Origin of the sequence: Streptosporangium sp. LJ11, assembly GCF_051918945.1 — a bacterium.
Lineage (GTDB): Bacteria > Actinomycetota > Actinomycetes > Streptosporangiales > Streptosporangiaceae > Streptosporangium.
The window spans coordinates 69,042-84,543 of record NZ_JBPXMB010000022.1 but is presented as its reverse complement, the minus strand read 5'-3'; the positions used below and the strand labels follow the sequence as shown (position 1 = coordinate 84,543).

The 15,502-nt window shown below is 69.3% G+C and carries 13 protein-coding genes and 1 riboswitch; of the genes, 6 read left to right on the top strand and 7 right to left on the bottom strand.

The features are described 5' to 3' along the window. Positions 1 to 95: 95 nt before the first annotated feature. On the bottom strand, positions 96 to 1,145 hold the full coding sequence (locus ACTOQ3_RS29665) for an NlpC/P60 family protein (RefSeq protein ID WP_440086733.1): 1,050 nt from the start codon (positions 1,143 to 1,145) through the stop codon (positions 96 to 98). A 5-nt stretch (positions 1,146 to 1,150) separates the two neighbouring features. Continuing rightward, positions 1,151 to 1,295, bottom strand: a riboswitch (cyclic di-AMP (ydaO/yuaA leader). A gap of 363 nt (positions 1,296 to 1,658) precedes the next feature. Here ACTOQ3_RS29665 and ACTOQ3_RS29660 point away from each other — a divergent pair. The 5 genes from ACTOQ3_RS29660 (at position 1,659) to ACTOQ3_RS29640 (ending at position 9,355) form a co-directional block, all read left to right on the top strand. Next, positions 1,659 to 2,303 (top strand): amino-acid N-acetyltransferase, encoded by a 645-nt coding sequence (locus ACTOQ3_RS29660; RefSeq protein ID WP_440086732.1) that lies wholly within the window; start codon positions 1,659 to 1,661, stop codon positions 2,301 to 2,303. A gap of 228 nt (positions 2,304 to 2,531) precedes the next feature. Beyond that, complete coding sequence (locus tag ACTOQ3_RS29655; protein WP_440086731.1) at positions 2,532 to 3,641, top strand: RDD family protein; 1,110 nt, start codon at positions 2,532 to 2,534, stop codon at positions 3,639 to 3,641. Positions 3,642 to 4,930: 1,289 nt separating this feature from the next. After that, positions 4,931 to 5,263 carry a histone-like nucleoid-structuring protein Lsr2 gene (locus ACTOQ3_RS29650; protein WP_012895497.1) on the top strand — a complete coding sequence of 111 codons (333 nt, stop codon included), beginning with the start codon at positions 4,931 to 4,933 and terminating at the stop codon, positions 5,261 to 5,263. A 279-nt stretch (positions 5,264 to 5,542) separates the two neighbouring features. After that, positions 5,543 to 8,050: an ATP-dependent Clp protease ATP-binding subunit gene (locus ACTOQ3_RS29645; protein WP_344744009.1), complete on the top strand. Its 2,508-nt coding sequence runs from the start codon at positions 5,543 to 5,545 to the stop codon at positions 8,048 to 8,050. A 354-nt stretch (positions 8,051 to 8,404) separates the two neighbouring features. Then, the gene (locus ACTOQ3_RS29640) at positions 8,405 to 9,355 is read left to right on the top strand and encodes a TIM barrel protein (RefSeq protein WP_362695265.1); all 951 of its coding nucleotides are present in this window, start codon (positions 8,405 to 8,407) and stop codon (positions 9,353 to 9,355) included. A 50-nt stretch (positions 9,356 to 9,405) separates the two neighbouring features. On the opposite strand, the gene ACTOQ3_RS29635 is transcribed toward ACTOQ3_RS29640, so the two are convergent. Further along, a complete protein-coding gene (locus ACTOQ3_RS29635) occupies positions 9,406 to 10,281 on the bottom strand; it encodes an A/G-specific adenine glycosylase (protein ID WP_440086730.1) in 876 nt (291 codons plus the stop codon). A 143-nt stretch (positions 10,282 to 10,424) separates the two neighbouring features. Between ACTOQ3_RS29635 and ACTOQ3_RS29630 the strand changes: the two genes are divergently transcribed. Then, entirely contained in the window at positions 10,425 to 11,096 is a 672-nt protein-coding gene (locus ACTOQ3_RS29630) for a hypothetical protein (RefSeq protein ID WP_440086729.1), read from the top strand. Between the two features lie 51 nt (positions 11,097 to 11,147). On the opposite strand, the gene disA is transcribed toward ACTOQ3_RS29630, so the two are convergent. From disA to ACTOQ3_RS29605, 5 genes are all read right to left on the bottom strand, one after another. Further along, a complete protein-coding gene (gene disA, locus ACTOQ3_RS29625; protein ID WP_389917837.1) occupies positions 11,148 to 12,233 on the bottom strand; it encodes a DNA integrity scanning diadenylate cyclase DisA in 1,086 nt (361 codons plus the stop codon). 241 nt (positions 12,234 to 12,474) lie between these two features. Then, a complete protein-coding gene (radA, locus tag ACTOQ3_RS29620; RefSeq protein WP_440086727.1) occupies positions 12,475 to 13,878 on the bottom strand; it encodes a DNA repair protein RadA in 1,404 nt (467 codons plus the stop codon). 92 nt (positions 13,879 to 13,970) lie between these two features. Further along, positions 13,971 to 14,285: a thioredoxin gene (trxA, locus tag ACTOQ3_RS29615; RefSeq protein WP_440086726.1), complete on the bottom strand. Its 315-nt coding sequence runs from the start codon at positions 14,283 to 14,285 to the stop codon at positions 13,971 to 13,973. Beyond that, positions 14,282 to 14,662, bottom strand: a complete 381-nt coding sequence (locus ACTOQ3_RS29610; RefSeq protein WP_440086725.1) for a MerR family transcriptional regulator — start codon at positions 14,660 to 14,662, stop codon at positions 14,282 to 14,284. The genes trxA and ACTOQ3_RS29610 overlap by 4 nt, the downstream gene beginning before the upstream one ends. Before the next feature lie 127 nt (positions 14,663 to 14,789). Continuing rightward, complete coding sequence (locus tag ACTOQ3_RS29605) at positions 14,790 to 15,488, bottom strand: class I SAM-dependent methyltransferase (protein ID WP_440086724.1); 699 nt, start codon at positions 15,486 to 15,488, stop codon at positions 14,790 to 14,792. Positions 15,489 to 15,502: the final 14 nt, after the last annotated feature.

Below are 15,502 nucleotides of genomic sequence, written 5' to 3'. Positions count from 1 at the left end.
TCGGGCCGGACACGCGTGCGGCCCGGAACCGGCTCGGCCTGTGCGCGGCCCCGGACCCGGTTCGGCCGTGCGCGGCCCCGGTCGTCGACGCCCGTTCAGGCGGCGATGCGGACGCCTCCGACGAAGGGCCGGTTGTCGATCGTGGTGATGTGGACGACGTCACCCGTCTGGGGGGCGTGGACCATCAGGCCCGCGCCGATGTAGATCCCGACGTGGTGCAGGTCGCTGTAGAAGAAGACCAGGTCGCCGGGGCGCAGCTCTTTCCTGGAGACGTGGGTGCCCGCGGTCCACTGGTCGCCGGTGTAGTGCGGCAGGCTGATGCCGACCTTCTGGTAGGCCCACATGACCAGGCCGGAGCAGTCGAAGGAGTTGGGTCCCTCGGCGCCCCAGACGTACGGCTTCAGCTGCTGGGTGAGCGCCCAGCGAGTGGCCTCCGCGGCCTTGCCGCTGCCGACGATGGGCACGTTCGTCTTCACCCGGGCGCCCCTGTTGCTGACGGCCCTGGTGCGCACCTCGCTGAACAGGTCGCTCTCGACCCGGTCGACCAACCGTTCGATCTTGGTCCGGTTGCCGTCGATCTCCGCCAGAAGTTTCTTGACCTCCGCCGTCCTGGCCTTGGCGCTGGCCTGGGCCCGCTCGGCGGCCTCGATCGCCCGGCTCACCTGGGCGACCTCCTCGCTCTGCTGCTGCTGGAGCGCGTAGTTGGTGGTGGCCTGGTCGAGGAAGGTGTCGGGGTCGGTGGCCTGCGTGAAGGCGAGCCCGGAGTTCAGGCCGCCCGACATGTAGGTGCTCTGTGCCAGCAGGGTGGCCTTGGTGCGACGGGCCGCCAGCTCGGACTCGCTCGACGCGAGGGTCTTCCTGGCGCTCTCGGCGGCCCGCTGGGCCTGCTTGAGCTTGACCCGCTCGCCGTTGTAGCGCTCCGCGAGGACGCCGATCTCCTGGTGCAGCTTCTCGGCCTGCTTGGCCAGCTGCTGGAGGCTGGGCTCGGGGTCCGCGGTGGCCGCCACCAGCGGGGTGCCGAGGGTCAGGGTGGCGAATGCCAGGCCGACGACCGCCATGCGACGGCGCAGCCCTCGCGGCGCGCGTTCTCCGCAGCGGGTCTCGTGGCCCGTGTGCTTTCCTCCGCGGTCGCGCGTGCGCTTCACCAACGGGCTCCTCTCTCGGCCGCCTACCGGGTTAGCTGACGGGTTCGGGCCGGAGGCAGCCCTACCGGGTGCGCCGGTGGCACTCGGATTCACCCCGGAGGACGTGGTGGGTCCCCGGTTCCCCTGTGAGGGATTCGGCGGGTCAGGCTTTTTACGTCTCTGACATCGAGCACGGAGATTAGTGCACCTGTGGTTCCTGCTCAACCAGAACTGCGAATTCAGTAGAGGTTTCGCAACTGAGGTGTCACGAAAAGATCACACCTCGAAATGATCAACATGGCCATTACGCTGCCTTTGCCTCCCGTGCGGCGGGTGTGGCGGAGGTCTTCCCAGGTCCGGGACCGTGCCAAAGGTGAGCTGTGGCACACGAGAGGTGCCGAACACCGAGAGTGGTAAAGCGATCGCCAAGGGTCATGTGCGGCCTGCGAGCTGAGAGTTAAGGATGAGCCGTAATTGAAGACACGTGAGGACGTACGCTGAACGGTCATGGAGCAGCTTGCTGAGCATTCTCCCGTGCCGGCCGTTCGCGCCTCCGGCGACGGGGAGCGGCGCGCCGAATCCGCGGGGGCGGAGCGGGGTTCGCCCGGGCCGGGGACGGGCCCCGAGGTACCCGAGGTCCCCGAGGTCGCGGTCCGCCGCGCCCGCACCCCGGACGTGCGGGCCATCAGGCGGCTCGTCGACACCTACGGCGGTGTCGGCCCGCGCCTGCTGGAGAAGGCCACCGTCACCCTGTACGAGGACGTCCAGGAGTTCTGGGTCGCCACCGACGGGGAGGGGGAGGTGATCGGCTGCGGGGCCCTCCACGTCCTCTGGGAGGATCTGGCCGAGATCCGCACCGTCGCCGTCGATCCGACCCGCAGGGGGATGGGAATCGGCCACCGGATCGTCTCCGCGCTCATTCGCACGGCCGCCGAGCTGGGCCTGCGCAGGGTCTTCTGCCTGACCTTCGAGGTCGACTTCTTCGCCCGGCACGGATTCCGGGAAATCCAGGGCACGCCCGTCGCCCCGGAGGTCTACGCCGAACTTCTCGCCTCCTATGACGAGGGTGTGGCGGAGTTCCTCGATCTGGAACACGTCAAGCCCAACACCTTGGGAAACACCCGGATGCTGTTGCACCTGACACGTGAGCCCGACTCTGGTGACTTTGGAGCTGACTGATCGGAAAGGTGACTGTTGATACCTATGTCGATACCTTGTGCAGCAGCATGCATGTGCGTCTGACATTTGCCACATGCGCAGTCTAAGTGAGGTGACGCGGTGAGCACCGGACAGCCGCCGTATCCACAGGATGATCCCGACCGCGATCGCACACCGTCGGGACAGCCGGATTACGGACAGCACAACGCGGGGCGGGTTCCTGGCGAACTCGACCCCGACGTGACAGTCGTGGGGTATCGGTCGGAGGCCTCACAGCCGAACACCGGCCCAGGGCAGAGCCAGCCCGGATACGGCCAGCAGGGCTACGGGCAGCAGGGGTACGGCCAGCAGCAGGGCTACGGCCAGCAGCCCGACTACGGGCAGCAGGGCTACGGCCAGCAGCAGGGGTACGGCCAGCAGGGCGGGACCGGTGCGTACGGGCAGCAGCCCGCGTACGGGCAGCAGCAGCCCCAGCCCGGTTACGGCCAGCAGCCCGACTACGGGCAGCAGCAGTACGGCCAGCAGGGCGGGACCGGCGCGTACGGGCAGCAGCCCGACTACGGGCAGCAGCAGCCCCAGCCCGGTTACGGCCAGCAGCCCGACTACGGGCAGCAGCAGTACGGCCAGCAGGGCGGGACCGGCGCGTACGGGCAGCAGCCCGACTACGGGCAGCAGCAGCCCCAGCCCGGTTACGGCCAGCAGCCCGACTACGGGCAGCAGCAGTACGGCCAGCAGGGCGGGACCGGCGCGTACGGGCAGCAGCCCGACTACGGCCAGCAGGGCTACGGCCACCAGCAGCCCGCGTACGGGCAGCAGGGCTACGGTCAGCCGTACGGCGGTCCTCCCGGGGCCCCCGCCCCGCTCGCCGAGTGGTGGCAGCGCCTGGTGGCGAGGATCGTCGACGGGGTCATCCTGGCGATCCCGACGTTCATCATCAGCGCGGTGCTGACCGGCCTGCTCGTGACGTTCCCCAGTTTCAACAGCGAGACGGGCGAGGTCACGGAGGCGAGCGGCCTGTTCCTCTCGACCCTCCTCATCTCGCTGGTCACCGCGGGGATCTACTTCGCCTACGAGTTCTTCATGATCAGCAGGGGTGGGCAGACCGTCGGCAAGATGGTCATGGGCATCAAGGTGGTGCCGGTCGGCAGCGCACTGCCGCCCGGCGGGCTCAGCTCCGACGTCGCGCTGAAGCGCGCCGGCGTGCTCTACGGTCCGCAGTTCCTGAGCTGGGTGCCGCTCCTGAACTACGTCATCTACATCTTCAGTCTTGTGAACGTGTTGTGGCTGCTGTGGGACAAGCCCCTGCGGCAGGCACTGCACGACAAGGTTGCAGGGACGGTCGTCGTCAAGATCAAGTAGTTCTCCGAATAACGGGGCCGGCGGTTGAACCGCCGGCCCCGTTTTCACGTACAGGCGAGAAAACGAGGGGTCTTAGGGACCCTGTATGGGTCTCGGGGTCCGGGTCACGGAAGAGCAAAACCATTTGCCGCGCCCTGAGCAACGCGGGGGAACTTATGACCGAGTCTCGCCCCGCTCGTCGGAATATTCGCGTACGGTGCCCACAACGGGCTCACCGGCGCCCGCGGGTCTCCTATGAGGCGTCAATGCCGGATCCGCCGCCGTCGGGGGTTCGCGCACTACTCACCGAATGGTCGGCCCGTCGTGCCTCCGGCATCCTCGGCGATCCCGCGCCGGATTCTCTTCTTCGCCTTCCGCGGCGCGTTCGGGACGGCCGGTGAAGGCCTTCTTACGGATCCGGATCAGGGACGCGTGGTGTTGGCGGGGTTGTCCGAGGGGCCCATCGTGTTTGGTGGTTATACGGTCTACGACTATGTACTCCGTGCCGGAGCGGGTCGTACTCTTGGCGAGAAAGTGTTGAAGATCCGTCTTGTTCCATACGCTTGCGTCACATCGGCTCACACCGGGGTGATGAAGCGAGCGGCTCTCCGTCCGGGCGTTCCGCCGACGGCGGGCATTCCCGTGATGAACCCGCTCGCGGCGATCTCCGGCTCCATGACAAGGTGCCGTTCGTCCCGGCGGGCCGGCCCTCTCAGCAGGGGTTTCGGCGCGAGGAGGTCGACGGTGCGACGGCCGGGAACCCTGCGGGCATTGGTATTACGGAGACGGTGATGATCACCCGATCGCTCTGTCGATTTTTCCTCACGGCTTTACGACCGCAACCGGTAAGGCGGCTGGAGAGAAGCATTAGGCTGGAGAGAGACGGACATGGTCGCCCCTGCTGACACGTGTCGCCGGCCGGTGGCGCTATGGTCATCTGTGGGCGGTTCCAGACCGATCGGGCGTGCCTGCACGGCCCGGGAGTCGTCGCCACATTTCCATGGTCCCCAGAAAGCCACCACGGTGCGGAGCGAGGACGAATGTACGACGTATTGTCCGCGTTGATACCCCCGGCGATCGTCGGCGGGGCCTTCATCTTCGGAGTCGTCAAGCTACTTCGGAGTGAAGCCGCCGGCCGGCGTCCGGCAAAACGACCCGGCCCGGAGTCGCAGAAGAGCTGATCCACGGGAGGCTCGACTGCGAGTCCCGGTGGCCTGTGAGAATCGCCGGGCTCCTGGAATTGCCGCTCTTCGATCGCGGGTATATGTTTAGCTTGCGAATGAAACAATACCCGCGAAAGGATTGTGTAGATGGCCAAGCAGATCCAGGAGATTCTCATCGACGACCTCGATGGGGGCGAGGCCAATGAGACTGTCGCCTTCGCGATTGACGGCACCAGCTATGAGATTGACCTGAGTGACGTTAACGCGAAGAAGCTCCGTGACTCCCTGTCGCCTTTCGTGCAGAGCGCCCGCCGGTCCGGCGCCCTGGCTCCCCGTCGCCGCCGTGCAGGCGGAGCGCGGGCGCTCACGCGAGAGAAGAGCGCCGACATCCGGGCGTGGGCGAAGTCTCACGGCCTCAATGTCAGCGAGCGCGGTCGAATCGCCTCCAAGATCGTCGAGCAGTACGAAGCGGCTCACTAGATCGGTTCAGCGGATCGAGTGAATCATGCGGTTATGGCGGTCACGGTGGGGTCCGGTGGCGGCCATGACCGCATGATGCGTTTCGCCGACAGACAAACGTCGTTCGCTTGCGGCGTAGCGGGAACATCCCACCCCTCGTAAGTAGTTGGATGGAGGGTGAACGCCCTGCTCTCGGGGAACGTCTTCTGCATAGAGCGGTCGCCGGGTCGGGGCTACCATGCGGGATGACAGGGCTCGGATATCCCGGACCTGCCTGACCGCTCTGTGAGGAGCGACGAGATGTTCGAGAGGTTCACCGACCGCGCACGGCGGGTTGTCGTCCTGGCCCAAGAAGAGGCCCGGATGCTCAACCACAACTACATCGGTACGGAGCACATTCTTCTTGGCTTGATCCATGAAGGTGAAGGCGTTGCCGCCAAGGCTCTGGAGAGCCTCGGCATCAGTCTTGAAGGTGTGCGTCAGCAGGTCGAGGAGATCATCGGCCAGGGTCAGTCTGCGCCGTCGGGGCACATTCCGTTCACCCCGCGTGCCAAGAAGGTCCTTGAGCTGTCGCTCCGCGAAGCCCTGCAACTAGGACACAACTACATCGGCACCGAGCACATCCTGCTCGGCCTCATCCGTGAGGGCGAGGGCGTCGCCGCCCAGGTGCTGGTGAAGCTGGGAGCCGACCTCAACCGGGTCCGGCAACAGGTCATCCAGTTGCTCCACGGCTACCAGGGCAAGGAGCCGGCCGCCGCGGGCGGTCCGACCGAGGCCGCACCGTCGACCTCCCTTGTGCTGGACCAGTTCGGTCGCAACCTGACCCAGGCCGCTCGCGAGGGCAAGCTCGACCCGGTCATCGGCCGGGAGAAGGAAATCGAGCGGGTCATGCAGGTCCTGTCCCGCCGGACCAAGAACAACCCGGTCCTGGTGGGCGAGCCCGGCGTCGGCAAGACCGCCGTCGTGGAGGGCCTGTCCCAGAAGATCGTCAAGGGCGAGGTGCCGGAGACGCTCAAGGACAAGCAGCTCTACACCCTCGACCTGGGTGCCCTGGTGGCGGGTTCCCGCTACCGCGGTGACTTCGAGGAGCGGCTGAAGAAGGTCCTCAAGGAGATCCGCACCCGAGGCGACATCATCCTGTTCATCGACGAGCTCCACACGCTCGTCGGCGCGGGTGCCGCCGAGGGCGCGATCGACGCCGCCAGCATCCTGAAGCCGATGCTGGCCCGAGGCGAGCTGCAGACCATCGGAGCCACCACCCTCGACGAGTACCGCAAGCACCTGGAGAAGGACGCGGCGCTCGAGCGGCGCTTCCAGCCGATCCAGGTGGCCGAGCCCAGCCTCAGCCACACGATCGAGATCCTCAAGGGCCTGCGCGACCGTTACGAGGCGCACCACCGTGTCTCCATCACGGACGGCGCCCTGGTGGCCGCGGCCCAGCTGGCCGACCGCTACATCAGCGACCGGTTCCTGCCCGACAAGGCGATCGACCTCATCGACGAGGCCGGCTCGCGCATGCGCATCCGCCGCATGACCGCGCCGCCGGACCTCCGCGAGTACGACGAGAAGATCGCCAACGTGCGGCGCGACAAGGAGTCCGCGATAGACGCGCAGGACTTCGAGAAGGCCGCCGCGCTGCGTGACCAGGAGAAGCAGCTCCAGCTCAAGCGCGAGCGCCGCGAGAAGGAGTGGAAGGCCGGCGACATGGACGTCGTCGCCGAGGTCACCGAGGAGCTCATCGCGGAGGTCCTGGCGACCGCCACCGGCATCCCGGTCTTCAAGCTCACCGAGGAGGAGTCCCAGCGACTGCTCCGCATGGAGGACGAGCTGCACAAGCGGATCATCGGTCAGGACGACGCCATCAAGGGTCTGTCCCGCTCGATCCGCCGTACGCGCGCCGGTCTGAAGGACCCGCGCCGTCCGGGTGGCTCGTTCATCTTCGCCGGCCCGTCCGGTGTCGGTAAGACCGAGCTGTCCAAGGCGCTGGCCGAGTTCCTGTTCGGGGACGAGGACGCGCTGATCATGCTGGACATGTCGGAGTTCATGGAGAAGCACACCGTCTCCCGCCTGTTCGGCTCGCCTCCCGGCTACGTCGGGTACGAGGAGGGCGGGCAGCTGACGGAGAAGGTGCGGCGCAAGCCGTTCTCGGTCGTCCTGTTCGACGAGATCGAGAAGGCCCACCCCGACATCTTCAACTCGCTGCTGCAGATCCTGGAAGACGGTCGCCTGACCGACGCCCAGGGCCGGGTGGTCGACTTCAAGAACACCGTCATCATCATGACGACGAACCTCGGCACCCGCGACATCTCCAAGGGTCAGGGCGTCGGCTTCGCGAAGAACAACGACGCCGAGTCCAACTACGACCGGATGAAGTCCAAGGTCCAGGAGGAGCTCAAGCAGCACTTCCGGCCGGAGTTCCTCAACCGTGTCGACGACATCGTGGTCTTCCACCAGCTCACGCCGAAGGAGATCATCCGCATCGTCGACCTGATGCTGGCCCAGGTGGGCCTGCGTCTGAAGGACCGCGACATGGGGATGGAGCTCACGCAGGAGGCCAAGCAGCTGCTGGCCGACCGTGGCTACGACCCGGTGATGGGCGCCCGCCCGCTCCGCCGTACGATCCAGCGCGAGCTGGAGGACACCCTGTCCGAGAAGATCCTGTACGGCGAGCTCCGTCCCGGCCAGATCGTGAAGATCGGCATCGAGGGCGAGGGCGAGAACGCGAAGTTCACCTTCATCGGTGAGAACGCGCCGGTCGACCAGGTTCCCGACTCGGCCGCCGCCATCGCGGAGCCGATCCAGAACTAGGACCGGCCGGGCACGGCCTGATCAAGCAGGGAGCAGACCCCGCAGTGAGGAGACTCACTGCGGGGTCTGCTTATTTGTTACCAAAGACGGTATCTCGCCACGACAGGTAGTACTACACTCTGTAGAGCGAGTTCGGTCGATCCCACCCAGATGATCTCAACGTTGTACGGACTGCGTTGAGAGCGGTATCGAGGTCAGCCCAGCGACGTACCGAGGAATCAGCTCCGGGAGTGACGCGGAGGTCGGTGCCCGCGCGGGATGCTTCGGACGACCGGGTCGAGCTCCCGGCAGGCGTCGACGACCGGCGCGGGGCCGCCGGGACGCTTACACGGAAAGCACGCCTTGGAGGCACGCATGCGTTTACGGCACGAGGACGGGACGCTCGTTCACCTGGCCTACAACGCGGGTGTGCACCCCGCCGAGGATCTGGAGAACCTCATCGCGCACCTGACGCGGTACGCGGTGCCGGTGCGCAAGCGCCTCGGGGTGGAGCGCATGGGGGTCGGCCTCTGGCTCTCCCCGAGCGTCGCCGACCATCTCACCGCCGACAGGATCGAGCTGGTGCGCCTGCGCCGCTCCCTCGAGGAGCGCGGCCTGGAGGTCGTCAGCCTCAACGGCACCGGCGGCAGGAACCAGGAGGTCCCCGGTCCTGACTGGGCCAAGCCCGAGCGCTACCGCTACACGATGGCCCTGGCCAAGATCCTGGCCTTCCTGCTCCCGCAGGACGTCCGTTTCGGGAGCATCTCCACCATCCCCATCGGCTGGCGCCGCGACTGGCCGGCCGACCTGCACTCGATCGCCTCGCGACGGCTGGAGCGCCTCGCCCGCGAGCTGCGCGGGCTGCACAGCGTCACCGGCAAGACGATCAGGGTCGGCTTCGAGCCGTGGCCCGGATGCGTGCTGGAGACCACCAAGCAGGCCCTCGACCGGGTGGGCGGCATCGACTCCGAGCATCTCGGGATCTGCCTGGACGCCTGTTACCTCGCGGGCGGCTCTGAGGAGCCCGGAGCGGCCCTGCGGGGCCTGGCCGACACCGGAGCCCCGGTGGTGAAGCTCGGCCACGTGCACAACCACATGGCCGCCGCCTGTCAGGAGCTGCCCAGCACCCGTCCGGTGCTGGAGGACACCCTCACCGCGATGCTCTCCGGCGCGGTGAACGGCACCGCGCACATCGAGGTGGAGACCCACGATCTGGCCGTCCCCCTGAGGACCAGGGGCCCCGGCGCCCTGGTCAACATGATCGCCGAGGAGCTCGACTGGGCTCGCACCAGCCTCACCGCCCTCGGCCTGCGCCTCGCCGCCTGACCTCCCACGCTCGCCGGGCCGGGCCCGGTCGGGAGAGGGGCCGCGCCGCTTCAGCCCGGGAGGCGGTAGGCGCCGTCGTCGAGGACCTCTGCCAGGCCGTCCGCCACCAGGCCGTCGAGGGCGCGCTCGCGCTGCGGGGCGTCGTCCCAGACCACGTCGAGAGCCTCCTTGGGTACGGCGCCGTGGGCCTGGCGCAGCACCGCGAGGAGGCGGCCGCGGCACTGGCGGTCCGTGCCCGCGTACGTCTGGCCCTTGCGCGCCGGACCGTCGTAGGCCGGTTTGCCCGCCAGACGCCAGGCGCACAGGTCGCTGATCGGGCAGTCGGCGCAGCGGGCGGCGCGGGCGGTGCAGACCAGGGCGCCCAGCTCCATGACGGCGACCGCCCAGACGGGGGCGCGGTCGGCGTCGGGGAGCAGCGAGGCGGCGAGCCGGCGCTCGGCGGGCGTGGTGGCCTTCGGCGGATACTCCTGGCCGCTGACGGCCCGCGCCAGGACTCGCCGCACGTTGGTGTCGAGAACCGCGTGACGGCCCTGGAAGGCGAAGCTGGCGACCGCGGCGGCGGTGTACTCGCCGACGCCGGGAAGCGCCAGCAGCGCGTCGTGGTCGGTGGGGACCTCGCCGCCGTGCCGGTCGGTGATCGCGCGGGCGCACGCGTGCAGGTTCAGTGCCCGGCGGGGGTAGCCGAGGCGGCCCCAGTGGCGTACGGCCTCGCCGGGCGACTCGCGGGCGAGCGAGGCGGGCGTCGGCCAGCGTTCCATCCACTCGGTCCAGACGGGCAGCACCCTGACCACCGGCGTCTGCTGCAGCATGATCTCGCTGACCAGGATCGACCAGGGGGAGGCGCCGGGCGTCCGCCAGGGAAGGTCGCGGGCGTTGCCGGCGTACCAGCCGAGGATGGGTTCGAGTAAGCGGTTCGACTCGGGCACCTTTCGACGATAGTGCGGCCTCGGGCACCCTTGGCCCGTCTTCACCTGCCTTCACCCGTCCCCGCCCCGTGTCCGGCGGCCGAAACAGGCCGGAAGCGGCGGGTCGCCTGCTGCGGCCCACGAGGACTAACCATACTGAGCGTATGGATCCTGACACGTTCCGTAGCGACATCGGAGTTGACATCTACTGGCGGCGCCGGATGGCCGCGCTCGTCGGTGTGCTCGTGGTGGTCGCCGTCGTGGCGTGGGCCTGCTCGTCGACGAGCGGGCCGGACGACGTCAGGGAGAGGAACCCGGCCGCCCGGCAGGAGACACCTGACCCGCTGCTGGCCGTCCTGCCGACCGTGACGGTCATCCCCACGCCGTCCGCGAGCCCGACGCCCTCGCCGGGGGCGGCCAAGGCGTCCGCCGGGCCCGGGCGGCCCGGCGAGGCCTGCGCCTCCCCGCAGCTCGTGCTGAGCATGGAGGGCCAGGGGACGGTCTATCCGGCGGGCATCCGGCCCCGGTTCGTCCTCACCCTCGTCAACGTCGGCAAGGTGATGTGCACCGCCGACGTCGGGCCGCGCGCCATGGAGGTGCGCATCACCTCCGGCGACGACCGCGTGTGGTCGTCCTCCGACTGCGTCAGCGGCGAGGCCACCAGGGTCCGCGAGCTCGAACGTGGCATCCCGTACGTCAAGGAGCTGGTGTGGGACCGCCGCCGCTCCGGTGACGACTGCGCCGCCGACCGCGCCGCCGCCCTGCCCGGCACCTACGTCGCGGTGGTCCACGCCCCGGGCCTGAGGAGCCGCAAGGCCGTCTTCCACCTCCGCTAGCGGCCCGAGGGTCCCCGCGGCCGCCCGATGGTCCCCGCCGGAGCGGGGACCTCAGACGTAGCGTTCCAGGATGGACGACTCCGCCAGCCGGGACAGGCCCTCGCGGATGTGGCGGGCCCTGGCCTCACCCACCCCGCCCACCTCCTGGAGCTCGCCGATGCTGGCCGCCAGGAGCTTCTGCAGGCTGGCGAACTGGTCGACGAGGCGGTCGACCACCGTGTTCGGCAGGCGCGGGACCTTGGCCAGCAGGCGGTAACCCCGGGGACTCACCGGGGTCTCCAGGGCGTCGTTGCCCGAATGGCCGAGGATCTGGGCGACGACCGAGAGATCGAGCAGCTCGGCGGAGGAGAGCTGGTCGAGCTCGTGCAGCGCCTCGGCGAACTTGCGCGGCCGGCGGCCCGCCACGGGCAGGTAGTCGCGCACGATCAGCTCGCGGTCGCTCTCCGTGCCGGCCACGAGCTCGTCCAGCTGCAGGGAGAGCAGCCGGCCGTCAGTGCCGAGCTCGACCACGTAACCGGCGATCTCCTCGGAGATGCGCCTGACCATCTCCAGCCGCTGGGCGACCACCGCGATGTCACGGACCGTCACCAGATCCTCGATCTCCAGCGCCGAGAGCGTGCCGGAGACCTCGTCCAGGCGGAGCTTGTAGCGCTCCAGCGTGGCCAGGGCCTGGTTGGACTTGGACAGGATGACCGCCGACTCCTCCACCACGTAGCGGATGCCGTCGAGGTAGAGGGCGATGATCCGCATGGACTTGCTGAGGGAGATGACCGGCAGCGACGTCTGCAGGGCCACGCGCTGGGCGGTGCGGTGCCGGGTGCCGGACTCGTCGGTGGGGATGGACGGGTCGGGCATCAGGTGCACGGCCGCCCGCACGATCCGCAGGTCGCCGGAGTTGAGGACGATGGCGCCGTCCATCTTGGCCAGCTCCCGCAGCCGCGTCGCGGAGAACTCGACGTCCAGCTCGAAGCCGCCGCTGCATATCTCCTCGACCGTGCCGTCGTATCCCAGCACGATCAGGCCACCCGTGTGCCCGCGGAGAATGCGCTCCAGCCCGTCGCGCAGAGCGGTGCCCGGTGCGACCGCGGCCAGGACGGCTCTGCGGCGTTCGTCGAGCCCTTTGTAGGTTGCTGCCACATGACCCCCGTGGTCTGCGTATAACAGTCAGCTTACCGGCGAAGGCTCCGCGCGGCCCGGAATCGGTGGATGCCACGCGCCGTGCGGCTCCCGTGACGCGCCGCGCCGCCACGGGGTCGCCGGCCGTGGCTCCCGTGGCCCGCGCGGTGCCCGTGAGGCGTACCGCGCGGGCCGGCGGCCCATGTGCCGTACGGCGCCTGTGACGGTCGCGGGAGCGGGGCGCGGCTCAGGTGACGGGTGCTCAGGTGACGTGGGTGAGGGCATCCCAGACGTTCTCCGCCTCGACGACGTCGAATCCGGGCGCGAAGGGCGCGCCGCGCCCGGCCATGGGGACCAGGGAGTGGTCGCCGTTGCGCTTCTTGCCCGTGTCGAGGGAGCCCGCGGGGACCAGCGCCCGGGTGAAGCCCAGCCGGGCGGCCTCCGACAGGCGGCGCCGCACGTCGCGCACCGGGCGCAGCTCTCCGGCCAGGCCCACCTCGCCGAGCACCACCAGGCCGGAGGGCAGTGCCTTGTCGCCGGCCGCGCTGGCGACCGCCAGCATCACCGACAGGTCGACCGCGGGATCGCTGAGCTTGATCCCCCCGACGGTGGCGGTGAAGACGTCGCACCCGCCCAGCTTGGCGTTGAGCCGCCGCTCCAGCACGGCCAGGACCATCGTCACCCGGTAGGTGTCGAGCCCCGAGGAGGAGCGGCGCGGCTGCTGTGCCTCGGTCCTGGCGACCAGCGCCTGGACCTCGGCCGGCAGCGGCCGGGTGCCCTCCAGGGTGACCGTGACGCAGGTGCCGGGCACCGGGTCGGTGCGGTGGGAGACGAACAGGCCGCTGGCGTCGGCGATGCCCTCGATGCCGCTCTCGTGAAGATCGAAGCAGCCGACCTCGTCGACCGGGCCGTACCGGTTCTTGATCGCGCGGACCAGGCGGAGCCGGGAGTGCCGGTCGCCCTCGAAGTGGAGCACGACGTCGACCAGGTGCTCCAGGGTCCGGGGGCCGGCGATCGAGCCCTCCTTGGTGACGTGGCCGACCAGCACGGTGGCCATGCCGCGCTCCTTGGCCAGCCGCACCAGGTTTCCCGCGACCTCCCTGACCTGGGTCACCCCGCCCGGCACGCCGGTCGCCTGGGTGGAGCCGATCGTCTGCACCGAGTCGACGATGAGCAGGTCGGGCTGGACCTTCTCGACGTGCGAGACCAGCGCGCCCAGGTCGGTCTCGGCGGCCAGGTAGAGGCGGTCCTGGATCGCGCCGATCCGGTCGGCCCTGATCCGCACCTGGGCGGCCGACTCCTCGCCCGTGATGTAGAGGACCGTCTGCTGCCGGGCGATCTTGGCCGCCGCCTCCAGCAGGAGGGTCGACTTGCCGATGCCGGGCTCGCCGGCGAGCAGCACCACGGCCCCGGGGACCAGGCCGCCGCCGAGGACCCGGTCGAGCTCGGGCACCCCGGTGCCGCGCGCGTGCGCCACCTCGGCCTTGACCTGGCCGATCGGCACCGCCGGAGCCGACACCGCCCCTGCGGAGGCCACGCGCGCCCCCGCGGCCGCCGTCTCCTCCTCGACCGTGCCCCAGGCCTGGCACTCGCCGCAGCGCCCCACCCACTTGGCCGTCTGCCACCCGCACTCGGCACAGCGGTAGCCACCAGCCTTCTTCGCCATGGCCGCACGTTACCGGCAGGGCCCGACAACTTTCACCCGGTACGGCATGCCGTACCGGGTGAAAGTCGCAGGGAGGGACGGCACGCGCTCGGTCAGATGTGGCCTTCGAGGTCGGCCAGGAGCAGGCGCTTGGGCTTGGCGCCCTTGATCTGCTGCACGACCTCGCCGCCCTTGTAGAGGTTGAGCGTCGGCAGGCCGAGGACGCCGTACCTCGCCGTGATCTCGGGGTAGTCGTCGGCGTTGAGCTTGGCGATCGTGACGCGGTCGCCGTACTCGGCCTCGATCTCCGCCAGGACCGGCGCGATCATCTTGCACGGCCCGCACCACTCGGCCCAGAAGTCGACCAGGACGGGCTTGTCGCTCCGCAGCACCTGCTCGTCGAAGTTCTCCGCGGTCAATGTGATCATGGTTTTCCCACTTTCCTCAGTACGCATCCTGGGCAGGCCGTGGTCAGCTGCGCCGCCACCTCCGCCCTCCGGGTGAGGAGCGCGCGGATCTCGTCGTCGATCTCCGCCAGCTTGCGCTGGTAGACGGCCACGGACTCCGGGCACGACCCCCCTGACTCGTGACCGGCCCGCAGGCAGTCCACGAACGGGCGGGCGTCGTCCAGGGTGAATCCGACGGCGAGCAGCGAACGGATCTCGGAGACGAGTCTGAGATCCGTCTCCCCGTACTCCCGGTAGCCGTTGGCCGAGCGCCGGGCAGTGATCAGCCCCTGTTGCTCGTAGTAGCGCAGCGCCCGGGTGCTGACACCCGCCCGCCGCGCCAGCTCACCGATCCGCATCCGGCCCTCCCCATGACACGACGATAAACCTTGACATCAACGTCAAGGTCAAGTGCCCGTCCCGTTGTTCCCGGCCGGCCCGCGGAGGTCCCCGCCCGTACGACCGTGTCGCCGGGGCCGTGGAGGTTCAGAACAGCTTCCAGCGCAGCAGGTTGGGGTAGGCGATCTCCAGGCCGGGCGTCTCGGCGATGGCCCGGTCGGCGACCGCGGGGGTGAACTCGATGCGGAGCACCGCCTCCAGATCGGCGCGGCGCTCGAAGGACATGCGCAGGTCGAGCTTGTTCGTCTGCCAGCCCTGGCGGTTCCAGAAGTTCTCGACGGACCTGGCCGAGTACGCGGGGATGGACTGGCCGAACCAGCGGCCGAAGGCGCCGCGGGTGGTGTCGATGTCGATCACGAAGGCCGCGCCGCCGCGCCGCATCACCCGGGAGAGCTCGGCCAGGCCGGGCTCGCACCCGGGGCCGAAGAAGTACGCCCAGCGGGCGATGGCCACGTCCACGGAGGCGTCGGGCAGCGGGAGGGCCTGGGCGGTGGCGGCGTGGATCTCGACGTTCCGCAGGGTACGGCAGCGGCGCCTGGCCAGCTGGACGAGGTCCTCGTGCGGTTCCGCGCCGATCACGCGGGCGGCGGTGGCGGCGAGGGCGGGCAGGTGGTAACCGGTGCCGCAGCCGATGTCGAGGACCGTCGCGCCGGTCCACGACCGGATGGCCGACATCGCGGCCTCGGCGCGCCCTTCGGGGTCCACCGCCCGGTTCTCCAGCTCGTAGGTTTGGGGGGTGTTCCAGATGTTGGGGCTGGGGATGGCGCCCCTCAAGAACCTCGGCATGCCTTCACCGTAAT